The organism is Gaetbulibacter saemankumensis DSM 17032, assembly GCF_000425645.1.
GTDB lineage: Bacteria > Bacteroidota > Bacteroidia > Flavobacteriales > Flavobacteriaceae > Gaetbulibacter > Gaetbulibacter saemankumensis.
This window is the reverse complement of sequence record NZ_KE384430.1, coordinates 393,358-418,186: the sequence shown is the minus strand read 5'-3', so window position 1 is coordinate 418,186 and position 24,829 is coordinate 393,358. Positions and strand designations below refer to the sequence as shown.

The 24,829-nt window shown below is 34.5% G+C and carries 25 protein-coding genes; 21 read left to right on the top strand and 4 right to left on the bottom strand.

Going from position 1 to position 24,829, the window contains the following annotated elements; genetic code table 11:
• Positions 1-29: 29 nt before the first annotated feature.
• Positions 30-1,127 (bottom strand): DNA polymerase IV, encoded by a 1,098-nt coding sequence (gene dinB, locus H611_RS0108485; RefSeq protein ID WP_027137960.1) that lies wholly within the window; start codon positions 1,125-1,127, stop codon positions 30-32.
• 91 nt (positions 1,128-1,218) lie between these two features.
• On the opposite strand from dinB, the gene H611_RS0108480 reads away from it, so the two are divergent.
• The 7 genes from H611_RS0108480 (at position 1,219) to H611_RS0108450 (ending at position 7,245) form a co-directional block, all read left to right on the top strand.
• Positions 1,219-1,686 (top strand): CYTH domain-containing protein, encoded by a 468-nt coding sequence (locus tag H611_RS0108480; protein WP_027137959.1) that lies wholly within the window; start codon positions 1,219-1,221, stop codon positions 1,684-1,686.
• On the top strand, positions 1,680-2,225 hold the full coding sequence (locus H611_RS0108475; RefSeq protein ID WP_051238769.1) for a YciI family protein: 546 nt from the start codon (positions 1,680-1,682) through the stop codon (positions 2,223-2,225). Before H611_RS0108480 ends, H611_RS0108475 begins: the two co-directional genes overlap by 7 nt.
• A 189-nt stretch (positions 2,226-2,414) precedes the next feature.
• Positions 2,415-2,618: a Na+/H+ antiporter NhaA gene (locus H611_RS0108470; protein WP_027137957.1), complete on the top strand. Its 204-nt coding sequence runs from the start codon at positions 2,415-2,417 to the stop codon at positions 2,616-2,618.
• Complete coding sequence (locus tag H611_RS0108465) at positions 2,579-2,896, top strand: Na+/H+ antiporter NhaA (protein ID WP_084158167.1); 318 nt, start codon at positions 2,579-2,581, stop codon at positions 2,894-2,896. Before H611_RS0108470 ends, H611_RS0108465 begins: the two co-directional genes overlap by 40 nt.
• Before the next feature lie 94 nt (positions 2,897-2,990).
• Positions 2,991-4,544 carry an L-piperidine-6-carboxylate dehydrogenase gene (amaB, locus tag H611_RS0108460; RefSeq protein WP_027137955.1) on the top strand — a complete coding sequence of 518 codons (1,554 nt, stop codon included), beginning with the start codon at positions 2,991-2,993 and terminating at the stop codon, positions 4,542-4,544.
• Between the two features lie 125 nt (positions 4,545-4,669).
• Positions 4,670-6,052, top strand: a complete 1,383-nt coding sequence (locus H611_RS0108455) for a DUF1800 domain-containing protein (RefSeq protein ID WP_027137954.1) — start codon at positions 4,670-4,672, stop codon at positions 6,050-6,052.
• Between the two features lie 2 nt (positions 6,053-6,054).
• A complete protein-coding gene (locus tag H611_RS0108450; protein WP_027137953.1) occupies positions 6,055-7,245 on the top strand; it encodes a DUF1501 domain-containing protein in 1,191 nt (396 codons plus the stop codon).
• A 135-nt stretch (positions 7,246-7,380) separates the two neighbouring features.
• Here H611_RS0108450 and H611_RS0108445 read toward each other — a convergent pair whose 3' ends face one another.
• Together H611_RS0108445 and H611_RS0108440 are read right to left on the bottom strand one after the other, a co-directional pair.
• Complete coding sequence (locus H611_RS0108445) at positions 7,381-8,514, bottom strand: ATP-binding protein (protein ID WP_027137952.1); 1,134 nt, start codon at positions 8,512-8,514, stop codon at positions 7,381-7,383.
• Positions 8,515-8,533: 19 nt separating this feature from the next.
• Complete coding sequence (locus tag H611_RS0108440) at positions 8,534-9,286, bottom strand: SDR family NAD(P)-dependent oxidoreductase (protein WP_027137951.1); 753 nt, start codon at positions 9,284-9,286, stop codon at positions 8,534-8,536.
• Between the two features lie 354 nt (positions 9,287-9,640).
• Here H611_RS0108440 and H611_RS0108435 point away from each other — a divergent pair, with 354 nt between their 5' ends.
• From H611_RS0108435 to H611_RS0108390, 10 genes are all read left to right on the top strand, one after another.
• The gene (locus H611_RS0108435) at positions 9,641-10,753 is read left to right on the top strand and encodes a DUF4382 domain-containing protein (RefSeq protein ID WP_035483903.1); all 1,113 of its coding nucleotides are present in this window, start codon (positions 9,641-9,643) and stop codon (positions 10,751-10,753) included.
• Positions 10,754-10,930: 177 nt separating this feature from the next.
• A complete protein-coding gene (locus H611_RS0108430; protein WP_027137949.1) occupies positions 10,931-11,932 on the top strand; it encodes an AAA family ATPase in 1,002 nt (333 codons plus the stop codon).
• A gap of 95 nt (positions 11,933-12,027) precedes the next feature.
• Positions 12,028-12,894 carry a DUF58 domain-containing protein gene (locus H611_RS0108425; protein WP_027137948.1) on the top strand — a complete coding sequence of 289 codons (867 nt, stop codon included), beginning with the start codon at positions 12,028-12,030 and terminating at the stop codon, positions 12,892-12,894.
• Positions 12,895-12,946: 52 nt separating this feature from the next.
• Positions 12,947-14,572: a hypothetical protein gene (locus H611_RS0108420; protein WP_051238767.1), complete on the top strand. Its 1,626-nt coding sequence runs from the start codon at positions 12,947-12,949 to the stop codon at positions 14,570-14,572.
• Positions 14,572-15,579, top strand: coding sequence for a vWA domain-containing protein (locus H611_RS0108415; protein ID WP_027137946.1), 1,008 nt, complete (start codon positions 14,572-14,574; stop codon positions 15,577-15,579). Before H611_RS0108420 ends, H611_RS0108415 begins: the two co-directional genes overlap by 1 nt.
• 58 nt (positions 15,580-15,637) lie before the next feature.
• A complete protein-coding gene (locus H611_RS0108410) occupies positions 15,638-16,678 on the top strand; it encodes a vWA domain-containing protein (protein ID WP_027137945.1) in 1,041 nt (346 codons plus the stop codon).
• Positions 16,679-16,773: 95 nt separating this feature from the next.
• A complete protein-coding gene (locus H611_RS0108405; RefSeq protein WP_027137944.1) occupies positions 16,774-17,643 on the top strand; it encodes a tetratricopeptide repeat protein in 870 nt (289 codons plus the stop codon).
• A gap of 62 nt (positions 17,644-17,705) precedes the next feature.
• Positions 17,706-19,481, top strand: a complete 1,776-nt coding sequence (locus H611_RS0108400) for a BatD family protein (RefSeq protein ID WP_027137943.1) — start codon at positions 17,706-17,708, stop codon at positions 19,479-19,481.
• Between the two features lies 1 nt (position 19,482).
• Entirely contained in the window at positions 19,483-20,232 is a 750-nt protein-coding gene (locus H611_RS0108395) for an SH3 domain-containing protein (RefSeq protein ID WP_027137942.1), read from the top strand.
• A 39-nt stretch (positions 20,233-20,271) separates the two neighbouring features.
• Positions 20,272-20,898, top strand: a complete 627-nt coding sequence (locus H611_RS0108390) for a carbonic anhydrase (protein ID WP_027137941.1) — start codon at positions 20,272-20,274, stop codon at positions 20,896-20,898.
• Here H611_RS0108390 and H611_RS14150 read toward each other — a convergent pair whose 3' ends face one another.
• Entirely contained in the window at positions 20,899-21,426 is a 528-nt protein-coding gene (locus H611_RS14150; protein WP_035483688.1) for a CvpA family protein, read from the bottom strand.
• Positions 21,427-21,500: 74 nt separating this feature from the next.
• Between H611_RS14150 and H611_RS0108380 the strand changes: the two genes are divergently transcribed.
• The 4 genes from H611_RS0108380 to H611_RS0108360 all read left to right on the top strand — a co-directional run bounded on the left by H611_RS0108380 (position 21,501) and on the right by H611_RS0108360 (position 24,809).
• A complete protein-coding gene (locus H611_RS0108380; protein ID WP_027137940.1) occupies positions 21,501-21,857 on the top strand; it encodes a hypothetical protein in 357 nt (118 codons plus the stop codon).
• Positions 21,858-22,038: 181 nt separating this feature from the next.
• A complete protein-coding gene (gene pheS, locus H611_RS0108375) occupies positions 22,039-23,058 on the top strand; it encodes a phenylalanine--tRNA ligase subunit alpha (RefSeq protein WP_027137939.1) in 1,020 nt (339 codons plus the stop codon).
• A gap of 124 nt (positions 23,059-23,182) precedes the next feature.
• The gene (locus H611_RS0108365) at positions 23,183-23,674 is read left to right on the top strand and encodes a transcriptional regulator (protein WP_316928846.1); all 492 of its coding nucleotides are present in this window, start codon (positions 23,183-23,185) and stop codon (positions 23,672-23,674) included.
• A gap of 7 nt (positions 23,675-23,681) precedes the next feature.
• On the top strand, positions 23,682-24,809 hold the full coding sequence (locus H611_RS0108360) for an efflux RND transporter periplasmic adaptor subunit (protein WP_035483686.1): 1,128 nt from the start codon (positions 23,682-23,684) through the stop codon (positions 24,807-24,809).
• Positions 24,810-24,829 lie beyond the last annotated feature (20 nt).

The window sequence follows — 24,829 nt, the reverse complement described above, 5'->3', positions numbered from 1 at the left end:
ATAACGCTTTTTTTTTCAAGATTGTGAAATTAAAATTCAAACTTTAGTTGAACACTTACAGATTTATTATGGGTTTTCTGTTTCACTTCTGTGTTTAGGTTCGATAATGAAATGCCTAGTAAACGAACCGAATTACTTAATTTTTCCTGATATAGAAGCTCTTTTGAGGTTTCAAAAATAAGTGCTTCATCACTTATATAATAAGGCAATGTTTTACTGCGGGTCTGAAGAGAGAAATCACTGTATTTAATTTTTAAGGTAACCGTTTTTCCAGTAATATTGGTTTTTTCTAATCGATTTGAAACCTCTTTAGCAATGTGTTTTAATTTTTCGAGCATAAATACTTCAGAAGATAAATTTTCATTGAAGGTACGCTCTGCAGCTAGGCTTTTTCTAACACGGTCGGGTTTTACAGGACTGTTGTGAATACCTCGAACGGCATAATAATAGTAAACTCCTGATTTTCCAAAGTGTGCTTCAAGGAATTCGAGAGGTTTTAGTTTTAGGTCTAATCCAGTAAAAATGCCTAATTGATACATCTTTTCGGTCGTAACTTTTCCAACACCGTAAAATTTTCTTATTTCCAAGTTTTCAAGAAAGGAGATGACCTCTTCGGGAGATACTATTTTTTGTCCATTTGGTTTATTTACATCACTGGCAATTTTGGCAATAAACTTGTTTATAGAAATACCAGCCGATGCTGTTAATCCTATTTCATTATAAATACGCTTTCTAATTTCTTGTGCTATCTTCGAGGCACTTGGGTTTCCTTTTTTATTATGGGTTACATCTAAATAAGCTTCGTCTAAAGAGAGAGGCTCAACCAAATCGGTGTAATCGTAAAAAATGGCTTGTATTTTTTTAGAGATTTCTCGGTATCTGTCAAATCGTGGTTTTACAAAAATAAGTTCTGAGCATAATTTAATAGCTAAATTACCAGACATGGCACTTTTTACCCCATATTTTCGAGCTTCATAACTGGCGGCACTTATTACTCCACGAGTTTCTGAGCCTCCTACGGCCAATGGTTTTCCTTTAAGATTTGGATGATCCATTTGTTCTACCGATGCATAAAAAGCATCCATATCAACATGAATAATTTTTCGAATTGGTAAATCGCTTAACATACCGTAAATTTAGACATAATATGGCTTTAATTTGATGTCTAAGTCATGTGCAAATTGAATTAAGAAATTAAGAGCAGATTAAAATTTATTAATGATTGAAATTGAACGTAAATTTTTGGTAACTTCTCCAAAATATAAAGAAGAATCAGTAAAAAGCACCCGCATTATTCAAGGGTTTTTAAATACGCATAAAGAGCGAACAGTACGTATAAGATTAAAAGGCGAACAAGGTTTTTTAACTGTTAAAGGTATGTCCTCCAAAGATGGGTTGTCGCGTTTTGAGTGGGAAACGGAAATTTCGAAATCTGAAGCGAAAGATTTACTGGAAATATGTGAGCCAGGTGTTATTGATAAAGTGCGTTACGAAGTTTTTGTCGGTAGTCATACTTTTGAAGTTGATGAGTTTTTTGGTGAAAATGAAGGTTTAGTAATTGCAGAAGTAGAATTAAATTCTGAAACGGAATTTTTTTTAAAACCGGATTGGTTAGGAAAAGAGGTTACTGGAGAGGTGAAATATTATAATTCAGAATTAAGTAAAAGCCCTTATAAATTATGGTAAGTAATAAAACATTTTGGTATGCTATTCTTTTTAGCTCGTTAGTTGTAGCTTGTAAAAATGATAATAAATCTGTTAGGAATACAGGAGAGCTTGATGCTATGGTTAAAACAGATACCTTATTTGTCGAAGTCCCTGTAGAACCTGCTAAACGCCCTATAAAAGAAATTAAAAAAGAATTAGCGGCTAAAGGCTTTAAAACTTTCGACTATATTGTTGAGAAGACCGCAGATACCATTTTAATGCAACAATATTTTATTGCCTTTTTAAAGGCTGGCCCTATACGTTCACAGAATGAAGAAGAGGCTGAGTTATTACAGGAGGCTCATGTAGCACACCTTACTAAAATGTATGAAATGGGCTATGCTGATATTTCAGGGCCTTTGGGTGATAATTCTGAAATTCGTGGAATTACTATTTATAATGTGCCAACACTTAAGATGGCCGATAGTTTGGCTAATGCCGACCCTATGGTAAAGGCTGGGCGATTAATTATAGAAATACATCCCTGGTGGGCGGCTAAAGGCTATGGACTTAGATAAGGTAAATATCTTGTATTAATTTTATCCATTTAGATAAAAGACGTAATCTGGTTTATAAATATCATGGGGATCCCTCCTTATTACTAGGAATTGGGGGTTTTTAGAACTTAATTATTTTATAATAAGACTGATTGCTGTCATATTTTTTAAAAAATGTTATTAGTAACTTGAAATTCAAAATAGCATTTAATGAACAAAATCATAGTACCCTTCAATCGCTTTGTAAAATCTTCAAATTCCGCTAGTTTTTTATTGTTGTTTGCAACGGTATTAGCTTTAATGATTGCAAATTCTCCCTGGAGTATATATTACCATGAGCTTTTAAAAAGTGAATTTACCTTCGGTTTTCTTGAATCGGGATTCGAGTTAACAGAGCCTTTTCTATATGTTTAGCTTTAATAGTTGGGAAGTTTTTAAGTATCAGTATAACTTCATGGATAGCGATAAAATTAAAAATAGCCCATTTGCCTTATGGAGTTAGTTTTAAGCATATTTTAGGAGCGGCACTATTTGGTGGTTTAGGTTTTACAATGTTTTTATTTATTGCCAATTTAGCATTTACAGATCAAGTTCTTTTAAGCTCGGTAAAAGTTGGCATATTGGCAGGTTCCTTTGTGTCCGGAGTATTGGGGTATTTCGTTATTCGAAATTTGGTTAAAGATGACCTATAGGAAATAGTATTCATTTTGAAAGAATGTTAAATAATGCATATTTTTATTGCTATATTCATGTAAAATATATCTTTAAGTAGTAATTCTGAAAATTATGCAAGTACAAACGATAAATGTTGAAATAAAGAAAACCTTAGAAATTCTTGGCGTTAATCTTATTAATGATGGTACATCAACGGGTTCAGAAAACTTTTCAAATGGTGAAATAATAGAATCAATTTCTCCTGTAGACGGACACTTAATCGCCAAAGTTAAATCGACCTCTGCTGCTGATTATGAACAAGTAATAACTACAGCTACCGAAGCTTTTAAAATTTGGAGAACCGTTCCTGCTCCAAAACGAGGAGACATAGTGCGTCAGTTTGGTAATAAGCTAAGACAAAGAAAGGAAGCTTTAGGAAAACTGGTTTCTTACGAAATGGGTAAAAGTTATCAGGAAGGTTTGGGAGAAGTTCAGGAAATGATAGATATCTGCGATTTTGCCGTTGGTTTGTCTAGACAATTACACGGCTTAACGATGCATAGCGAACGGCCTGGGCATCGTATGTACGAGCAGTATCATCCTTTAGGAGTTGTTGGCGTAATATCTGCTTTTAATTTCCCTGTTGCTGTTTGGGCTTGGAACGTCGCTCTAGCTTGGGTATGTGGTGATGTATGTGTTTGGAAGCCTAGTGAAAAGGTGCCGCTGTGCGGAGTGGCTTGTCAGAAAATTGCGGCCGAAGTGTTTGCCGAAAATAATTTGCCCGAAGGTATATCATCTTTAATTAATGGCGATTATAAGGTTGGGGAGTTTATGAGCAAAGATTCTAGAATTCCACTAATTTCTGCTACGGGCAGTATCCGAATGGGTAAAATTGTAGCTAAAGAAGTTGCTGGTAGATTGGGGAAGAGTTTGTTAGAATTGGGTGGAAATAATGCCATAATTGTGACTCCAGATGCCGATATTAAAATGACCGTTGTAGGAGCTGTTTTTGGGGCGGTAGGAACAGCAGGGCAACGCTGTACTAGTACACGTCGTTTAATCATTCATGAAAGTATTTATGAAAAGGTAAAACAAGCCTTGGTTGATGCATATGGTCAATTGCGAATCGGTAATCCTCTAGATGAAAATAATCATGTAGGGCCATTAATAGATAAAGAGGCTGTAAATATGTATAAAGCAGCTTTAAATAAAGTGGTTGAGGAAGGTGGAAGTATTATTGTCCAAGGCGGTGTGCTTTCAGGCAATGATTATCAAAGCGGATGTTATGTAAAGCCAGCCATAGCCGAAGCAAAACCAGATTTTGAGATTGTTCAGCATGAAACTTTTGCTCCTATATTGTATTTATTAAAGTATTCTGGAGATGTTGAAAATGCCATCGCTATTCAAAATAATGTTGTACAGGGTTTAAGCTCGGCAATTATGACTAATAATTTACGTGAGGCCGAACGCTTTTTGTCAGTGGCAGGTTCAGATTGTGGTATTGCAAATGTAAACATTGGTACCTCGGGAGCAGAAATTGGCGGAGCTTTTGGTGGAGAAAAAGAAACTGGTGGAGGACGGGAATCTGGATCTGATGCCTGGAAGGTCTATATGAGGCGTCAGACAAATACTATAAATTATACTACCGAACTACCATTAGCCCAGGGTATTAAGTTTGATTTGTAGTATGTGAAAAGATATAAGTAAAAACCGTTTCATATATAGAAACGGTTTTTTTATTTGGAATTAAACTTTTCTATTTTTTAAAGGTCTAATACATTGTATTTCAATAAAATTAATATTCAAATATCATGAGACGGTCAGAGATTCAACATTTATATTGGCGGGCGGGATTTGGAATATCACCAGTTACGATAGAATCGCTGCGTCACTTAAAACGTAAAGTTGTTGTAAATAAATTGTTTGATGATTCTGCTAGTGTAACCTTGCTTACTGTGGATACTTCCGAAATACAATCTATATTGAACTTAGGTGAAAAATTGTCGTCGGATAACCGAAGAAAAATACAGGAACTTTCACGTAAAAAGAGTATCGAATTGAATCAGGCCTGGATTAATCGTTTGGTAACGTCAAAGGAAATGTTACGAGAAAAGATGACCTTATTCTGGGCGAATGTGTTTGTATGTGAAGATAATAACACCATATATATCCAACGTTACAATAATATGCTTCGTAAGTACGCATTGGGAAATTTTGGAGAATTTGTAAAGGCTGTTTCTAAAGAAGCAGCAATGACCAAATATTTAAATACCAAGCAAAATAGGAAGCAAAAACCAAATGAGAACTTTGCACGAGAACTTATGGAATTATTTACGCTTGGTGAAGGGCACTATACAGAACAAGATATAAAGGAAAGTGCTAGGGCTTTTACAGGATATAGCCATAATCTTAAAGGAGATTTTGTTTTTCGGAAGTTTCAGCATGATAATGGTAATAAAACCTTTTTTGGTAAAACGGGAATCTTTAAGGGGGATGATATCATTGACATTATTCTAGAACAGAGACAGTGTGCCCAATTTATTTGTGAAAAGATATATAGTTATTTTGTACATGATAGGATTAATCAAAACCACGTAAAAAGTATGGTTAAGGTGTTTTATCGAGATTATGATATTGAAAAATTGATGCGGTTTGTTATGTTGTCTGATTGGTTTTATAATCAAGATCATATGGGTTCTAAAATTAAATCGCCTATAGAGTTTTTAGTAGGACTTCAAAAAGTGGTTCCTGTCACTTTTAAAAATAAACGGCAGTTAATGTTTATTCAAAAGCAGTTAGGGCAAGTGTTGTTAGATCCGCCTAATGTAGCTGGTTGGAAAGGCGGCAAGAATTGGATCGACAGTAACACCATTGTAATTCGATTAAAGTTACCATCGCTGATATTAAATGATGCATTTATATCGAAATCTGAAGACAATCAGTTTTCAAATGAAGCTTCAGAAATGATTCGTTCTGCTTTTAAAAAGCGTGTAAGTAAACAGTTTAAAACAGATGTTAATTGGGATGCTTTTGAAAAGCAATTTAAAAATGTTTCAATTGAAGATTTATCAGAATTTATATTGTGTTGTGATTTGCAGCCTGAAACTTCAGAATATTTGAAGAAATTAGATAAAATATCTAAGAAAGAATATTGTATTCAGTTAATGTCGTTGCCAGAATATCAAATGTGTTAGTTATGGATAGAAGAAAATTTTTAAAACAATCTTCATTAGCCAGTAGTTTGTTTTTCGTGCCAAGTTTTGTAAAAGCATTCGAACAAGTAGCGTCGAATACACTGGGATACAAGAGACTCGTAATAATTCAGTTGTCAGGAGGGAATGATGGGTTAAACACCGTGATTCCTTTTCATAACGATTTATATTATCGAGCACGTCCTTCTTTAAGTGTTTCTAAAAATGAAACCATTAAACTTACCGATGAGGTAGGCTTACATCCAAGTTTAATGCCGCTTAAGCGTTTGTATGAAAATGGCAATCTGTCTATTATAAACAATGTAGGTTACCCGAATCCAGTTAGGTCGCATTTTAGATCGATGGATATCTGGCAAACCGCTACAGATTCCGATAAATTTTCACAAATTGGTTGGCTTGGGCGTTATTTAGATAACTATGCAAAGCATCCTTATGCAGCTATTGAAATAGACGATTCTTTATCATTGGCTCTTAAGGGGAATAATATGAATGGCATCGCGACTCAAAATCCATCGGTGCTTTATAATATGTCTAAAGACCCCTATTTTAATAATATAATCAAACATCAAAACGAAGCACATCTTAATGAGCATAATTTAGGATATCTCTATAAATCAATGATAGAGGCTCATTCTTCGGCAAAATATATTTATGAAACCAGCAAGACAGTTTCTTCTACTCAAGATTACCCTGACACTAAATTTGGAAAACAATTAAAAACTACTGCACAGTTTATTAATTCAGGGATAGATACAAAAGTATTTTATGCTTCATTAGGAGGTTTTGATACGCACGTCAATCAATTGAATACACAAAAGCGATTATTAAAGATATATGCAGAATCGGTTGAAGTTTTTGTTGACGATTTAAAAAAGAATCAAGCTTTCGACGATACGCTTATATTGACATTCTCTGAATTTGGTCGTCGTGTAAAACAAAATGCCAATGTAGGAACGGATCATGGGACATCTAATAATGTATTTGTTATTGGAAATAAATTAAAAAATCCGGGATTATTTAATAAGATGCCTAACTTAAGTGATTTAGATGATAATGGTGATCTTAGATTTGAAATTGATTTTAGAACCATTTATGCTACTGTTTTAGATAAATGGTTAGAGGTGAACGATGCGAAAGTTCTTAATAAATCGTTTTCTAAATTGAACTTTATTTAAATAAAAACCTTGCTCCAAAATCCTTCACAGGTAAGTAGCAAGGTCATATCTAAAAAGATTAATAGCACTGTAAATTTAATGATTTTTGATGAATAATAGAATGTTTTAAGTTAAATAATCATTATCTAAATGTTATTAGCTATATTTTACTTTACGTAAAATTCGCATAGTTTCTTTATGTAATTGAAATAATTCTTCGTTGTAATTTTTTAAATAATATTTTGCCTCGTCTAGTTTGTCAATAGCTTCATGAAATAAATTCAAATAACAAATTAAATAAGTCACGGGAAGCGTTTTTAAGTCTTGTTCTTCATTTTTTGTAAGAGACAAGCCTTTTTTTAGTTTTTCTAAAATGATATTATTGGTATTGTAAATATGATGTAATACTTTTTTATCATATTGAGGCGGTTCAAAGAGTAGTTTAGTATTAATGTTGTATTGGGCATTTTCATCAAAGGTTATAATGGTTTCTTCTAGTTGATAATACCGGTTTACGTTTTGAAATCCCAGATTTACATATTCTATTATTCTAAAGGAATCATCGTTTATAAAAATTGCGACTTCATCTAAAGCGGAAAAAAACAGGCGTACCTGTTCGTTAATTAATTCAATATCTACCCGCGAATAGAATACTTCGTCTTTTACGATCTTTTTTTGTCCAGCCCAGCAAACCACAAAATATTCTTTGAAAACCTTGTATTTAGGATTGTAATCTTTCCGGTTGTTTAAAAAATCGAACACGCCGTTTAGGGTGTGTTCTATATTATTTTGCGCATTATTTTCAATAGAAGCGACAATGGTAGAGTTAACATCTTTAATTTCGATATCGAAAACCTTTGGCATGCTCATGCTGCCGTCTCTAAAAAATACGGAGCCACCATAATATTTCCAGATGTTTTTCCGTAATGAAGTTAATCCTGATTTTGGTCTAATAGTAACTAGCCCAACCACTTTATTATCTGGTAAGTGAGGAAAGGGAATATTTTCATATTGAACAATAGGAGGATTGCTTAAATAGGCATTAATAAGGTTTTGAATTTTGCTGTCATCAAAAAAATCAACACCTACAATATTATTATCGGTATCCTCAACACCTATAACTATATATGAATTGTTTTTAGGATTACTATTTGTAAGCGCACAAACATGTTTTAAAAACTTAGCTTTTCCTTCTTTAAAACTAATATCAATTTTACGCTTTTTATCGTAAAAGCTGTTTTCGTCGTTATGAGCTAAAAGGTGTTTAATTAGTAGGCGTTTGTTAATCATATATTACCGATGCTTAAGTCTATAGTTCTTTTTTTACTGTTGTTGAATTGGCTTGTGCTGTTGGGAATACTAATAAATCAGCGATGTTAACATGATTCGGACGGGATATCACAAAATAAATGATTTCAGCAATATCTTCTGCCTGCAGGGCTTTAAAGCCTTTGTAAACAGCATCTGCTTTTAAGTCGCCTTTAAATCTTACTTTGGAGAATTCGGTTTCAACAAGACCAGGATTGATGGCGCTAACTTTTATTCCGAAGGGGTTTAAGTCTGTTCGCATTCCTTCGGTAATAGCTAATACGGCATGTTTACTAGCGCAGTATACATTGCCTTTGGGGTAAACTTCCTTGCCGGCTGAAGAGCCAATATTTATGATGTGTCCAGATTGCCGTGCGGTCATCTGTGGTATTATGGCTTTGCTTACATAAAGAAGTCCCTTGACATTTATATCAATCATGGCATCCCAATCATCTATATTCCCTTCTTGTATGGGGTCTAAACCGTGCGCATTTCCTGCATTATTTATTAAAATATTAATGTTTTTAAATGTTTCTGGAAGTGATGAAATGGCGTTAAATGTGTCTTGTTTATTTCTAACATCGAAATTTAAAATATGAACTTCAGTCTGGCTTTTTAGGGCTGATTTTAAAGCGTTTAACCTCTCTAAACGGCGTCCGCATAAAACGAGGTTTATGCCATGTTTTGCAAATTCATAGGCGGTAGCATGTCCAATACCACTAGTTGCTCCGGTAATTAAAGCTGTTTGGATCATTCAATAACTGTCTTTAAATTAGGGTTTTATGTTACTTATAGAAATTATATGTAATTCACATATAAAAGTACTTAAAACAGTTTTAAAATTGTAACATTGTTTGTAGATATGGTTTTAAGTCATCTTGAAATAATGATTTATTTGGTGTTAAGTATAGTGTAAAATATTTAAAGGTTTATTACGTTGAAATTGATGAATCTTTTAAAATAAGCATCAAATTTTAAAGTGATTGATTGTAAGTTGATTATACGAAGTTTGATTTTGGAAATATTAAAGTTTGATCTAAAAATTGTATTGTGTCGTATATAAAGATATATAAACATGAGTTTAAATTATAATAAAACAAAAAAACCGATGAAAAGATTAGAAAAATTAAAAATGCTTTTATTAACCTTGGTATTAGTGTCGTTCTTTGCTTGTAATAAGAATGATTCGAGTTCTGTCAATCCTGAAAGTCCAACGATTTCTGTAAGGCTTGTGGATGCTCCTGGAGCGTACGAAGCGGTTAATGTTGAGATTGTAGATGTCATGATTAAAATGAATGACTCGGGGGAAGGTGATGAAGGTTGGATGTCATTAGAGGCTGAATCTGGTATTGTAAATTTATTAGATTTTACCGGAGGGTTTAGCAAAGTACTTGTAGATCGTTTTCCAATTCCTGCAGGGACATTAAGTCAAATGCGTTTGGTATTAGGTGATGGCAACACTATTGAAATTTTAAATGATCAAGAAGTTGCCGAAACATTCGATCTTAAAACGCCAAGTGCTCAGCAATCTGGTTTAAAAGTTAAAATAGATGCTTTGATTGAAGAAGGGTTTACATATAACTATGTTTTAGATTTTGATGTTCAAAAGTCTATAGTTATGGCTGGTAATTCAGGTAATATAATCCTAAAGCCAGTATTGTATGCAAGTGCAGAAGTAAGTTCAGGTATTATTGAAGGAACTGTAGGGCCTGCTGAAGCATTGCCAGCAGTAGCTTCTGTTTTAGTGGATGATATGGGTGATAACGATCCGGAAAATGATTTTGTTATTTCAGCAACAACCGACGAAAATGGAGCCTTTGCTTTATGGGGAGTTCCTGGAGGAACATATGAAGTTATGATAGCGCCTGTTAATGCAGAATCAGATTATGCTGCAACCAGTATTGAAGGCGTTGTAGTGACTAACGGAGAAATTACCACAATGGATCCTGTTGAATTAATGTTGAAACCAGGTGCTATTAGCGGGGATGTAACAAACGATATGGTGGTTAATGTATCTGTGAAATTAAAAGAAACAGATGAAGTTGTTGCTACATTAAACTCGAATGAAAATGGGGAATTTTTAATTGAAGATCTACCAGCAGGAGTTTATATAGTAACCGTTGGAGCAGAAGGTTATGTGTCTGTAGAGGTGGAAGCTACGGTAGAAGTAGATGCTGAAACAGTTTTAGAGGCTATTACTTTGGTGTTGGAAGAAGCATAGTATTCATAAATAATTTTTAAAAAAGCGCATTGCAATTTGTAATGCGCTTTTTTTTAGCATGTTATTTCCGGTTTTCAAGTTTTTTAACCTATTGTTAACAGCAATCAAAGAAAAAAAATATGAATTTGCATTGCTCGAATAAGCGTGTTATATTCGGGCTTGAAAAAACTTTAAATGATGGAAGATACAGGTACAATTGATATTAAAACTATTAATGAAAGAATAGAAAAAGAAAGTGCTTTTGTTGATTTACTAATGTTAGAAATGAACAAAGTGATTGTAGGTCAGAGACATATGGTAGAACGTTTGCTTATAGGACTACTTGGTCAGGGGCATATTTTACTTGAGGGTGTTCCCGGATTGGCAAAAACCTTAGCAATTAATACGTTGTCGCAGGCCGTACAAGGAAGTTTTAGTAGAATTCAGTTTACTCCAGATTTATTACCAGCCGATGTTACGGGTACTTTAATCTACAATATGAAAGTGAATGACTTTTCAATAAAGAAAGGTCCCATATTTGCTAATTTTGTATTAGCCGATGAGATAAACAGGGCTCCGGCCAAAGTGCAAGCTGCTTTACTGGAGGCTATGCAGGAGAAACAGGTTACTATAGGCGATGAAACATTTCCATTAGATAAACCATTCCTAGTAATGGCTACTCAAAACCCGGTAGAGCAGGAAGGAACTTATCCGCTACCTGAAGCGCAAGTCGATCGTTTTATGTTAAAAACAGTTATCGATTATCCAAAAATTGCCGAAGAGCAATTAATTATGCGTGCCAATTTAAAAGGTGCCTGGGAAAAAGTAAACCCTGTTGTGTCTTTAGAGCAGATCTTAAAAGCTCAAAAGGCTGTAAGAGAGGTTTACATGGATGAGAAAATTGAAAAATATATTCTTGATATCATTTTTGCTACTAGATATCCTGAAAAATATAAACTAGCCGATTTAAAACCATTAATATCGTTTGGGGCTTCACCTCGTGGAAGTATCAACTTAGCAACAGCAGCTAAGTGTTATGCTTTTATTAAACGTAGAGGCTATGTAATTCCTGAAGATGTTAGGGCGGTAGTTTATGATGTTTTAAGACATAGAATAGGTATTACCTATGAAGCTGAAGCCGAAAATGTAACTTCAGTGGATATCATCAACAAAATAGTAAACGAAATAGAGGTGCCATAATAGTTAAAAGTATTGGGTTGATTACACAAAAAGTTTGTGAAAACCACGCCTTATATTCTTAATGATAACTGATACTGAACTTGTTTGCTGAATAGATGGATACAAAAGAATTACTTAAAAAAGTACGTAAAATTGAGATTAAGACACGTCGCTTGTCTGATCACTTATTTGGAGGGGAATATCATTCCACTTTCAAAGGACGTGGTATGACATTTAGTGAGGTACGACAATATCAATTTGGTGATGATGTAAGAAATATCGATTGGAATGTAACCGCACGTTACAATGAGCCTTTTGTAAAAGTTTTTGAAGAGGAACGCGAACTAACCATGATGCTTATGGTTGATGTGTCGGGATCTGAAATGTTTGGTACTAATCAGCAATTTAAAAATGAAGTTGTCACAGAAATTGCAGCCACATTAGCCTTTTCAGCAACTCAGAATAACGATAAAATAGGTCTTATTTTATTTTCAGATAAGGTAGAATTGTATATTCCACCTAAGAAAGGGCGTTCACATGTATTGCGTATCATTCGTGAGCTTATTGAGTTCGAGCCGGAAAGTCAGCAAACAAATTTAGCAGAAGCTTTAAAATTCATGCAAAATGTTATGAAGAAAAAAGCTATTGTGTTTGTTCTCTCAGATTTTGTTACCGATGATTATCATCATACCATGAAAATTGTGGCAGGAAAACACGACGTAACTGGTATTAGGGTGTATGATAAGATAGAAGAAGAAATTCCAAATTTAGGAGTTGTTCAAATGCTGGATGGTGAAACAGGAGAGTATATGCTTGTTAATACAGGATCTAAAAAAGTGAGACAAAATTACACCAGATACTATCGTGATCGGGTAGAGTATTTTAAAGAAAGTTTTACCAAATCTGGTGCCGGAACGATCGATTGCCGTGTGGATGAGAGTTATGTGAAAAAGATGCTGGGTTATTTTAAAAGAAGAGGCTAATTAAGAAATAAAAGTGAGCAGTTTGAAGTTTGAAAATATGCAGTTTAAAATAATGAGTTACTCAAATGTGAAGCTTTGGTTGTTAGGGGTAGTGATTATGTTGTCTTCATTTGTTGCGAATGCACAGGTGAAGTCTGCAATCGATTCAACCTCTATAAAAATTGGCGAGCAGATTACCTATCATATCCAAGTTGAAACCGATTCAACGCAATTGGTGGTTTTCCCTGAAGGGCAAACGTTCTCACCACTCGAAATGATTGAATCATATGAGGTTGATACGCTTAGAAATAAAGATAAATTTAATCTAATTAAGAAATACGGATTAACACAATTCGATTCGGGGCATTATACAATTCCCAGACAAAAAATAATTATTGGCGAAAAAACATTTTTTACCGATTCTCTTAAAGTAGAGGTAAATAATGTGCTTATCGATACGACTAAACAGGGTTTGTATGATATAAAGCCCTTAATTCAGGTTAAAAAACCTGTGAGTAACTGGTGGAAATATCTATTATTAGTCTTGTTTATTATTGCTTTAGTGGCTTTTGCTTTATACTGGTTTATTTGGCGAAAGAAACCATTAACAGAGGCTGAAGAAATTGCCTTGTTGCCACCATATGATCGTGCGAAATTAGCGTTGAAAAAACTCGATGAAAGTCAGTATTTACAAAATTCTGAAATGAAGAGTTACTATTCTGAACTTACATTTATCATTCGTCGATATCTTGAAGAGAAGGTTTATGATCGCGCTTTAGAAAGTACCACGGATGAACTTATTACCCGTCTTAACTTATTGAAAGATGCCAATAAAATTGAGTTGAGTAAAGACGATATAAAAAATTTGGAAAGTATATTAAAGCGTGCCGATTTAGTGAAATTTGCTAAGTCTGCCGTAGATGTTGAGTTGGCTAAATTAGACAGAGAGACTATCGATGTTGAAATCGATCATGTTAAAGAGGCGCTTCCAGAGCCTACCGAAGAAGAGAAACTTCAGGATGCTCAATACCTTGCCGAGTTAGAGCGAAAAAGTAAACGTAAAAAAGTTATTATTACAGTTGCTATTAGTCTCTTTTTGTTGCTAGCTACGTTAACGGGGTTCTCAATAAAATATGGTTTCGGTTATGTGAAAGATACTATTATTGGTCATGCCAGTAAAGAATTGCTAGAAGGAGAATGGGTAATCAGTGATTACGGTGTGCCACCCGTTACTATTAGTACGCCTAAGGTATTACGTCGAATGACCCCGGAATTACCTGAAGAATTAGCACAGCAAATGGATGTGACTCAGTTTAGTTATGGGAGTTTAATCGATAGATTTAATATTGTTGTTACTACTACAAAACTGAAAAACGCAGGTGAAAATAAAATTGATATAAAGCAGTCTATCGATTATAATTTAAAGATGATAGAATCGGCTGGAGGACAAAATATTCTAACGAAAAGCGAAAAGTTTAGTACGCCAAATGGAGCTGAAGGATTAAAGGTTTTCGGAACCTTAGATTTACCTGTGCCAAACTCCGATAAACTACAAAAGGGTAATTATGTCATTCTTGGCTTTACCTCGGGTAACGTCATTCAACAGATTATTTTGTCTTGGAAATTGGATGATATGTATGCCGATAAAATAGTTGAGCGTATTTTGAATTCGGTTGAACTTAAAAAATCAGAGAGCTAATGTTTGAAGGCATCGAATTTGTAAATAAAGAGTTTTTCTGGTTATTGTTGGCATTGCCACTAGCCATTTTATGGTATATTATTAAAAACCAAAAGCAGACACCAGAATTAAAAATATCTAGTTTAAAAGGTTTTAAGCTTACCAATAGTTGGTTGCCAAAATTAAAACATGGTTTATTCGTATTACGAATTTTAGCTTTAGTTTTATTAATTATGGCTTTGGCCAGACCACAAACGGTTGATGTTTCAACAAGAACTAAAACCACTCGCGGAATAGATATTGTAATGGCTATAGATGTTTCGGCGAGTATGCTGGCGAAAGATTTATCACCTAACCGTCTTGAAGCTTTAAAAAATGTAGCAGCCGAATTTATTAAAGGCCGTCCAAACGATCGTATAGGTTTGGTAGAGTATGCAGGAGAAAGTTATACCAAAACACCAATTACCAGCGATAAGGCTATTGTATTACGTTCTTTGCAAAGTATAAAATACAATACGGTTATAGAAGGGGGAACGGCTATAGGTATGGGATTGGCAACATCCGTAAATCGTTTAAAGGATAGTAAAGCGAAGAGTAAAGTAATTATCTTATTAACTGATGGTGTTAATAATTCCGGTTTTATAGATCCTAAAATTGCAAGCGAATTGGCCGTAGAGTATGGAATTAAGACTTATACAATCGGATTGGGTACAAACGGTATGGCTTTATCGCCAGTAGCTATCGATCCAAGAACCGGGAATTTTCAATACGGACGTATTCAGGTTGAGATTGATGAGGAGCTTTTAAAAGAAATAGCTGAAGCTACCGGGGGTAAATACTTTAGAGCAACTAACAATAAGAAGCTCGAAGAGATTTACGAAGAAATTAATAAACTGGAAAAAACAGATATAGAAGAATTTAAATATTACAACTACGATGAGAAATACCGCGCTTTAGTAATATTGGCTGGTTTGTTATTACTGTTAGAACTACTCTTGCGGTATACGGTGTTTAGAAGTTTTATTTAGGTTTCAAATTAAAAGGGAATTCGTGTCACATGTAAAACACGAACAATAAAAAAGATACATGTATCAATTAGAAGAAAAAATATGGTTTTGGGTATTAGCAGTTATTCCAGTAATAGTGCTGTTCTTTTTGGTGCTTCAAATATGGAAATATAAAACCCAGAAAAAATTTGGAGATAAAGAATTATTAAAGCGTTTAAGTCCTAATACTTCCATTTTTAAGGGTGTTTTAAAAGTAGTGGTTTTAAGTTTAGCCTTCGCATGTTTAGCCATTGCTCTGGTTAATCCGAAGGTAGGAACTAAGCTGGAAACAGTAAAACGTGAAGGGGTTGATATTGTTTTTGCGGTCGATGTTTCTAAAAGTATGTTAGCAGAAGATATTGCGCCAAATCGATTAGAAAAGTCCAAGCAGTTGGTTACGCAGATAATTAATAATTTGGCAAGCGATCGTGTAGGTATTATAGCCTATGCAGGTAAAGCCTTTCCGCAGTTGCCAATTACTACCGATTATGCGTCAGCGAAAATGTTCCTTCAGAATATGAATACCGATATGTTGTCTTCACAAGGAACGGCCATTAGTGAAGCTATTAAGTTGGCGACAACTTATTTTGATGACGAAGAACAAACTAATCGCGTACTTATTATTATTTCAGATGGTGAAGATCATGGTGATGCCGCCGCTTCTGTTGCAGAACAAGCCAATCAGGAAGGTATTCGCATTTTCACCATTGGGGTTGGAGATGTAAAAGGAGGACCAATACCGGAAAAGCGCAATGGAGTCGTGTTAAATTACAAAAAAGATAGCCAGGGTGAAACGGTAATTACTCGTCTAAATGAGGAGACATTAAAGAATATTGCTGCTGAAGCTAATGGTGTTTATATAAATGGAAGAAACACTAATGAAGTGGTAGAAAGCATTCGAGAGATTTTAAATAACATGGATAAAACAGAATTTGAAAGCAAACAATTTGCAGATTTTAAAGACCAGTTTCAGTGGTTTTTAGGCTTTGGAATATTCTTTTTATTACTGGATATATTTCTGTTGGACCGTAAGACAGCCTGGTTACAAAAACTTAATTTGTTTAACGAAAACAATAATTAAGAGTCTAAAAGTCATTGGATTTAGAGGGTTATATTTTATAATATTTTTAACTGTCAAAAATACAGGGTTTTATACCTTAGAATTATAAAATTATTATGAAGAATATAGTATTAATCATTTTAACGTTAATTACATCGCTTGGATATGCGCAGGATGCAGCTATGGAAGAAACAGCAAAATTAGCTGCTAAAAGGGCTAATGCATATGTATACGAAGGAAATAATTTATTAAGTGATGAGGATTTTATTTCCGCAGAAATGGCTTATAGAAAAGCGGTTTCAGAACAACCTGCATCTGTTGCAGGAATCTATAACCTCGGTAATTCATATATAGAAAAGGGTAATTTTGAAGAAGCCTTATATCGCCATCAACAGGCAGCAAAAGTGGCGACTTCAAAAGAAGAAAAACACAAGACTTTTCATAACATTGGAAATATTCTGATGAAAAATAAGAAATGTAAAGAAGCGGTGGAAGCTTACAAAAATGCTTTGAGGAACAACCCTGCCGATGAGGAAACACGATATAATTTAGGTCTTGCTAAAATATGTGCCGAACAGCAACAAGATCAGAATCAGGACGACCAGGATAAAGACAATAAGGATAATCAAGATAATCAGGATAACAAGGATCAAAATAAAGATCAGGAAAACAAGGATAATCAGGATAATCAAGACAAGGAAGGCGACGATAAAAAGGATAATCAGGACGAAGGAGATCAGGATAAGAAAGATGGTGAAGACGAGAAAGATGATGAAGGAAAACCTAAAGATGAAAAAGAAGATCAAGGTAAAGGAGATGAGGAAAAGAAAGATCAGCCACAACAAAAACCTCAGCCTGGTAAATTATCACCACAACAGATAAAAAACCTATTGGAGGCCATGAATAATCAGGAAGAAAAAGTTCAGGAAAAGATGAATGCTGAAAAGAAAAAGGGCGTTAAAGTGAAAACTGAAAAAGATTGGTAATCCAAATAAAATTATAATAACGATTGTTGAATTAAGTATAAGTCAAAATTCGTTAATTAATCATGAAATTTATAAAACACACGATATTATTTCTCATTGTATTGACAACCAGTATGGTTGTAGCACAAGTGAAATTTGAGGCGAAAGTAAGCAAAGAACGATTAGGCGTTAACGAACGCTTACGTATCGATTTTGAAATGAATGAGGATGGCGATAATTTTAACCCGCCAGATTTTTCCAATTTTACGGTTGTAGGAGGGCCTAATCAGTCGGTAAGTAATTCCTGGGTTAACGGAGTGCGTTCTTATAAAAAGACCTACAGTTACTTTTTAGCTCCTAAGCAACGCGGTAATTTTACTATTCAGCAGGCAACCATTACTATTGATGGTGAAGTTTATAAAACTTTGCCTGTTAAGGTTGAAGTTACGGCAGCAGTCGATATTCCAAAGGATCCACACAATCCCGATTATATTGCCTCCGAGAATGTACATCTGGTAGCTGAAGTTTCAAAATCAAATCCTTATTTAAACGAAGCGATTACTGTAGTTTATAAGTTATACGTCTCGCCAACCGTAGCAGTCGATAATTGGAATGAACTGGATAGTCCGAGATTTAACGATTTTTGGAGTCAGAATATCAATACTCAAAATCAAAAGGTTGAGAATGGCATGTACAATGGGAAGGAATATCGATTCCTAGTACTACGAAAAACTGTATTGTATCCGCAGAAAACCGGGAAATTAAATATTGAGCCTTTAACCCTGGATATTGCTTTGCGTGTGCCAACAAACAGGCGTGATATTTTTGGAGGTATGCTAATGACACGTGTTAATAAAACGGTTTCAGCAGGAAATAAAACTATTAATGTAAAACCATTACCTGAAGCGGGGAAACCTTCAGATTTTACAGGAGCTGTTGGAAATTTCAATTTTGATGTGAATGCGAGTAAAAAGGAATTGAGCGCCTCGGAATCTCTTCAGTTACAAGTGAAAGTAAGAGGAAATGGAAATTTAAAATTATTCAAGCTTCCTAAGGTGTCTTTGCCGAGTTCTTTAGAGGTTTACGAGCCAGAACATAAGGAAGATGTTACAACAAATCTTTCCGGAATGCAGGGTAGTATTTCCGATAGTTATACCATCGTTCCTCAATATAAAGGCAAGTACCCTATACCGAGTATTTCGTTTTCATATTTCGATTTGAAGACTGAAAGCTATAAACGTTTGTCTTCAGAAGAAATTATTGTAGATGTATTGGATGGTCCAACAAATACTGCTGAAACGACCTCTGGCACTAGTAATTCAACCATTGGGAAACAACCTGTTGTTTTAAATAATGAGCAGTTTGCTTATATAAAAACTGATGCCACGTTTAGTAGCATGAACACCTCTGTGTTTTTTAAAACAAAAATGTTCTGGAGTTTATTGTTATTACCGTTTTTGGCTATTCCTCTGGCAATAGTTATTCGTAAGAAAAAGGCAGTTCGCGATGCAGATGTTTATGGTAATAAAATTAGAAAAGCCGATAAGCTTGCTAAAAAATACTTAAGTCATGCGAAGAAATCTTTAGGTTCTAAAGAGGCTTTTTATATAGCCTTAGAAAAAGCCTTGCATAATTATTTAAAAGCAAAATTATTTATTGAAACAAGTGAGTTTAGTAAGGAACGTATCAGTGATTTGCTTTCTGAAAAGGACGTGGAAGCGTCTGTTATAAAAGACTTTTTAGGTATTCTTGAAAGTTGTGAATTGGCACGTTATAGCCCTATCGATAATGTGACCATGCAAGAAGATTATGATAAGGCCGCTAAAACTATTTCATTAATTGATAAACAAGCACGTTAAGATGAAAAAGTTATTATACATATTATCGTTTTTGTTCGGTTTTGGAGTTTTTGGACAGAATCAAGAGCTGTTTAAAGCAGCCAATACCTTATATAATGAAGGTAAGTATGCTGAAGCTATAGATAAATATGAAGCTATTTTAGCGACTAAAAATGAATCGGCAGCATTATATTTTAATCTTGGTAATGCGCATTATAAACTAAATAATGTAGCGCCTAGTATTTATTATTATGAAAAGGGTTTGCAGTTAGAGCCTAACGATGATGAGATAAAAAATAATCTGGCATTTGCCAGAAATATGACTATAGATGCTATTGATGTACTTCCTGAAGCGGGTTTGCCAAAATTAATAAAGAATATAACCCATAGCTTTTCTTTCGATGCTTGGGCTAAAGTGGCCGTAGTACTCGTATTTGTGTTCGTAATTTTATTTTTAACCTACTATTTCGCTTATACTTCGTTGAGAAAGCGACTGGCATTTGTTGGTAGTTTAATAGCTTTAGCCTCGGTTTGTGTGTCTTTAGCCTTTGCTTTTCATAAATATAACTTAGATAAGCATGATAAACCTGCTATTATTTTTGTTCAGGAGAGTAAAGTGAAAAGTGAACCTAACAATCGTAGTGAGGAGGCTTTTAGACTTCATGAAGGTACTAAAGTACAGGTAATAGATACGGTTGCCGACTGGCAAAAAATAAAACTAGCCGATGGTAAAACGGGCTGGGTTTCTAAACAAGATATCAAGTCACTCTAAGGATTTTTAGTTTATCTTTATCCTGCTAAATTTTGTAATATGAATCTGGATAAAGTATTCGATAATAATGAACAATGGATTAAAGATAGGCTATCTCAAGATTCTGAATATTTCGAAAAATTGGGTAAAGGTCAAAATCCGGAATTATTATTTATTGGTTGTTCAGATAGTCGGGTTACGTCCGAAGAGTTAATGGGACTTGGGCCTGGTGAGGTGTTTGTACATCGTAATATCGCCAATATGGTTACAGGTACCGATTTAAATGTGATGTCGGTAGTGGAATATGCCGTGGTTCATTTAAAAGTAAATCATATTGTTGTGTGTGGGCATTACGCTTGCGGAGGTGTTAAAGCAGCTATGCAATCTGCAGATTTAGGGATTCTCAATCCCTGGTTACGAAATATACGTGATGTTTACCGCATTCATAAAAAAGAACTCAATGCTATTCAGGATGAAGATGTGAAATACAATCGCTTAGTCGAACTTAATGTGCAAGAGCAATGTGTCAATCTTATTAAAACGGCTGCGGTACAAAAAGCTTCACGTCAGAGAGGTTTAAAAGTGCATGGTTGGGTATTCGATGTGCATACGGGAAAGCTTATCGATTTAAAAATCGATTTTGAAAATATCCTAAAAAGTATCAGGGAAATCTATCATTTAGATTAATTAGATAATTGTATTTCGTGGGTCGTTTTCTTCCTCACCAATAGATTTTTTGTTTAATATGCTAGGGAATAATGTCGGCGCTAAAGCTTTGATTGGAGCGTAAAGCTCGGAATCATTTAAAGTATCTTCATCGGCAAAAGGCAAGCTTTTATTCATTGTGTCAAATACAATAAGTAACACGCTAAGAATTAAGCCAATTTTTAAAGCACCGAATACGCTACCCAAAAGTTTGTTTAAAATACCTAGAGCTGCAAAATCGGCTAATTTGGTAAGTGCTTTACCTGCTAGTGAAATAGTAAGTACAATGATGATAAAAGTTATAGCGAAAGCCACAATATTAATGGTTTTTTCGTCCCAATCTGTCAATTCGTATAAATAGTTTCCAGCAAAATCACTAAAGTGTATAGCTCCGTAAACGCCTGCAATTAAAGCTAGCAACGAGGCAACTTCAACAAATAAACCTTTTAAAAAACCGCGTATTAAACCAAATAATAGTAAGGCTAATAAAACAATATCTAAAACACTCATGGGTCATCGAATTTTGTCAAATATAAGTTAACTTTGCGACTTGTAATATTAAAGTATTTATTCAGTAAACAATTATGGCAAGAGACGAAGAATTAAAGCAACGATGGGAACTGGTTGTAGATAAATTATCCAATCAGTTTGCCGATGGAGACCGCTTGGATTTGGATGCCATCATTTATTTAATAGGTGTTCAGGAACTTGGTCAGCCACATTTACGCTTTAAAAAGGATCATAAATTGGATCTCATGCATATTGCCATTTGTCGATTACTTGAACCCTATGGGTATTACGAATTCGACTATTTCGATGACGATAAATGGCCCCATTATAAAGTAAAGGATAGCCTGCCTCATTTAAAAGCTGGTGAGCAGGCCATTTTAATGAAAGAGGCCATAGTAAACTACTTTTTGGAAAGCGAGTATATCGAATAGGTTTTTGGGCGTTCCCCTGCGGGTCGCGCTTTACATTTCAATCTTTTTGTTAGAAAACAAAAAGGATTTTCATTACAATCGCTAACGCATATACCTAAGACCTGGTTTTCATTATAAACTCGTGGTAAGCCTAAGTCATTTCAACAAAAAATAGTAAATTTGCCATCATTTTAAGGATGTTATGATAGATAAGATAAAAGAGCTTGTAGCCGAAGCGGAATCATTTAAAGCACAATCTAAAGAAGAGGTTGAGGCATTTAGAATAAAATATTTAGGTAAAAAAGGATTGCTTAATGAGTTTTTTGCTGAATTTAAGAATGTAGCAAACGACCAAAAAAAGGAATTTGGTCAAGCTATTAATACCTTAAAAAAAACGGCTGAGGCTAAAGTTAATACCTTAAAAGAAGAACTTGAAAGTAAGGAAGAAGTAAAAGGTGTTTATGGTGATTTATCACGTCCTGGTGAGCCTGTAAACCTTGGAGCCCGTCATCCTATATCTATTGTTAAAAATCAAATTATAGATATTTTTTCAAACATTGGTTTTAACGTGAGTGAAGGACCGGAAATTGAAGACGATTGGCATAATTTTACTGCATTAAACTTACCAGAGTATCATCCGGCACGTGATATGCAGGATACCTTCTTTATTCAAACAAATCCAGATGTGCTATTGCGTACGCATACCAGTTCGGTACAAGTGCGTTATATGGAAAATAATCAACCTCCTATTAGAACCATTTCACCGGGTCGTGTTTATAGAAATGAAGCTATTTCTGCACGTTCGCACTGCTTTTTTCATCAGGTAGAAGGTTTATATATAGATAAGGATGTAAGTTTTGCCGATTTAAAACAAACCTTACAATATTTTACAACACAATTATTTGGTAAGTCTAAAATTAGATTACGTCCGTCGTACTTTCCTTTTACGGAGCCAAGTGCTGAGATTGATGTGTACTGGGGTTTGGAAACCGAATCTGATTACCGAATAACAAAAGGTACCGGTTGGTTAGAAATTGGAGGTTGTGGTATGGTCGATCCTAATGTTCTTGAGAATTGTAAAATAGATTCTAAAGAATATACAGGTTTTGCCTTTGGTGTTGGCATTGACCGAATTGCCATGTTATTGCATCAAATTAATGATATTAGACTTCTAAGTGAAAACGATGTAAGGTTTTTAGAGCAGTTTAAATCTGCATTCTAATTCAGTTAAAATATAATTTTTAAGCCGATGATTATCATCGGCTTTTTTTTGTTCAAAAAACTTAACTTCGTTTAGTTCGGTTTTATCCGAACTATTTTTATTTTTACACAAAATTTTGGAAAGAATGGTATGTAAAGAACGAGAAGCACTGGTAGAAAAATTAGGGGTGTTTCTGGAAAATAAAGAACAACTGGCTCCTGTAGCGGCCCGAATTATGGCATATATCATTTTAAAAGGAAACGCCGGAACAACTTTTGAAGATTTGGTAACCAATTTATGTGCCAGTAAAAGTACGATTTCAACACATTTAAATTATTTAGCCGACCTAAAGAGGTTAAACTATTTCACAAAATCAGGTGATCGAAAAAAATATTATCTAATCAATAGAGAATCTGTGGTTCAAAATATTGATAAAATGGTTGGTATGTGGCATGAAGAACTGGATTTGCATAAGGAGATAAAAGCTTACAAAGAAAAAGCAAACAAACATTTACCAATAGAAGAGCAATTTGATATGGCTTTTCATGACATCTTTATGGTTTATTTAAAGGATGTTATAAATTCTGTCGCTGTGCTCAGAGATAAAATAATAAATAACCACTTAAAAAAACAATAAATTGAAAATGATAAAGAATAACTATTTTATATTGTCCACGGCATTGTTCATGATGTTTTTCGTTGCCTGTGGAAAAGGTAATAATCAGGGATCCCAAAGAGAATCTCAGGCATTACCCGTTCAAGTAGCTGCGGTTCCTCAAAAAGATGTTATTACCTATGTTAAATATCCAACAACTATAGAGGGGACTATAAGCAGTGAGGTGCGAGCTAAAGTTTCTGGATATATTCAAAAAGTATTAGTTGATGAAGGTGAGAAGGTAACTAAAGGACAGGCATTATTTAAATTAGAAACCCAGTCCTTAAGTCAGGATGCTGAGGCTGCAAAAGCTAATATGAATGCGGCTAAAGTTGAGGTAGATAAATTAATTCCCTTAGTAGAAAAAAATATTATCAGCCCAGTGCAGTTGGAAACGGCAAAAGCGAAGCTGGCTCAGGCAAAAAGTAATTATAAAAGTATTGTAGCTAATATCGGTTATGCAACGGTAACCAGCCCGGTAAATGGCTATGTAGGAGCCATTTCTTATCGCGAAGGAGCTTTAGTCAGTGCAAGTAGTGTGAAGCCTTTAACGACTGTAGCAAGCATGAATCAAGTTTATGCATTCTTTTCTATGAATGAGACAGCGTATTTAGATTTTCTTTTAAACACGGAAGGCGAAACCCGTCATGATAAAATTTTAAACTTTCCAAAAGTGAGTTTGCAATTAGCTAACGGACAAATGTACAATCTTAAAGGAGCGATTCAGACAGTAACCGGTCAAGTAGATCAAACTACAGGAGCGGTAAGTTTTAGAGCGATGTTCGAAAATCCTAATTTAATATTGGCCAATGGTAGTAGTGGTAGTATTGAAATTCCAACGACTTACCATAAAGTATATGTCGTGCCACAATCGGCTACATACGAACAACAGGGGCAAACATTTGTTTATATGCTGAATTCCGACAATACCGTATCCTCGAAGTTAATTACTGTAAAAGATAGAACTAACACACTTTATATTGTTGAATCAGGTATTAGTGCGGGTGATAAAATTGTGGTAAGTGGTATTGGTAAATTAAGAAATAAGATGCCAATTATTCCTAACGAGGTGGCTTTCGATAGTGTAGTAGAGCCAATAAAACCATTATTCCAGTAATATTTAGAAAGAAAGATAAT

What these genes read in the sequence shown, in the direction of transcription:
- H611_RS0108400 (WP_027137943.1), top strand. Translation starts at nt 17,706, where the DNA reads ATGAAATTTATAAAACACACGATATTATTTCTCATTGTATTGACAACC.
- H611_RS14150 (WP_035483688.1), bottom strand. Translation starts at nt 21,426, where the DNA reads ATGAGTGTTTTAGATATTGTTTTATTAGCCTTACTATTATTTGGTTTA.
- dinB (WP_027137960.1), bottom strand. Translation starts at nt 1,127, where the DNA reads ATGTTAAGCGATTTACCAATTCGAAAAATTATTCATGTTGATATGGAT.
- H611_RS0108405 (WP_027137944.1), top strand. Translation starts at nt 16,774, where the DNA reads ATGAAGAATATAGTATTAATCATTTTAACGTTAATTACATCGCTTGGA.
- H611_RS0108425 (WP_027137948.1), top strand. Translation starts at nt 12,028, where the DNA reads ATGGATACAAAAGAATTACTTAAAAAAGTACGTAAAATTGAGATTAAG.
- H611_RS0108420 (WP_051238767.1), top strand. Translation starts at nt 12,947, where the DNA reads ATGAGTTACTCAAATGTGAAGCTTTGGTTGTTAGGGGTAGTGATTATG.
- H611_RS0108475 (WP_051238769.1), top strand. Translation starts at nt 1,680, where the DNA reads ATGGTAAGTAATAAAACATTTTGGTATGCTATTCTTTTTAGCTCGTTA.
- H611_RS0108455 (WP_027137954.1), top strand. Translation starts at nt 4,670, where the DNA reads ATGAGACGGTCAGAGATTCAACATTTATATTGGCGGGCGGGATTTGGA.
- H611_RS0108365 (WP_316928846.1), top strand. Translation starts at nt 23,183, where the DNA reads ATGGTATGTAAAGAACGAGAAGCACTGGTAGAAAAATTAGGGGTGTTT.
- amaB (WP_027137955.1), top strand. Translation starts at nt 2,991, where the DNA reads ATGCAAGTACAAACGATAAATGTTGAAATAAAGAAAACCTTAGAAATT.
- H611_RS0108360 (WP_035483686.1), top strand. Translation starts at nt 23,682, where the DNA reads ATGATAAAGAATAACTATTTTATATTGTCCACGGCATTGTTCATGATG.
- H611_RS0108435 (WP_035483903.1), top strand. Translation starts at nt 9,641, where the DNA reads ATGAAAAGATTAGAAAAATTAAAAATGCTTTTATTAACCTTGGTATTA.
- H611_RS0108470 (WP_027137957.1), top strand. Translation starts at nt 2,415, where the DNA reads ATGAACAAAATCATAGTACCCTTCAATCGCTTTGTAAAATCTTCAAAT.
- H611_RS0108410 (WP_027137945.1), top strand. Translation starts at nt 15,638, where the DNA reads ATGTATCAATTAGAAGAAAAAATATGGTTTTGGGTATTAGCAGTTATT.
- H611_RS0108440 (WP_027137951.1), bottom strand. Translation starts at nt 9,286, where the DNA reads ATGATCCAAACAGCTTTAATTACCGGAGCAACTAGTGGTATTGGACAT.
- H611_RS0108480 (WP_027137959.1), top strand. Translation starts at nt 1,219, where the DNA reads ATGATTGAAATTGAACGTAAATTTTTGGTAACTTCTCCAAAATATAAA.
- H611_RS0108380 (WP_027137940.1), top strand. Translation starts at nt 21,501, where the DNA reads ATGGCAAGAGACGAAGAATTAAAGCAACGATGGGAACTGGTTGTAGAT.
- H611_RS0108430 (WP_027137949.1), top strand. Translation starts at nt 10,931, where the DNA reads ATGGAAGATACAGGTACAATTGATATTAAAACTATTAATGAAAGAATA.
- H611_RS0108390 (WP_027137941.1), top strand. Translation starts at nt 20,272, where the DNA reads ATGAATCTGGATAAAGTATTCGATAATAATGAACAATGGATTAAAGAT.
- H611_RS0108395 (WP_027137942.1), top strand. Translation starts at nt 19,483, where the DNA reads ATGAAAAAGTTATTATACATATTATCGTTTTTGTTCGGTTTTGGAGTT.
- pheS (WP_027137939.1), top strand. Translation starts at nt 22,039, where the DNA reads ATGATAGATAAGATAAAAGAGCTTGTAGCCGAAGCGGAATCATTTAAA.
- H611_RS0108415 (WP_027137946.1), top strand. Translation starts at nt 14,572, where the DNA reads ATGTTTGAAGGCATCGAATTTGTAAATAAAGAGTTTTTCTGGTTATTG.
- H611_RS0108450 (WP_027137953.1), top strand. Translation starts at nt 6,055, where the DNA reads ATGGATAGAAGAAAATTTTTAAAACAATCTTCATTAGCCAGTAGTTTG.
- H611_RS0108445 (WP_027137952.1), bottom strand. Translation starts at nt 8,514, where the DNA reads ATGATTAACAAACGCCTACTAATTAAACACCTTTTAGCTCATAACGAC.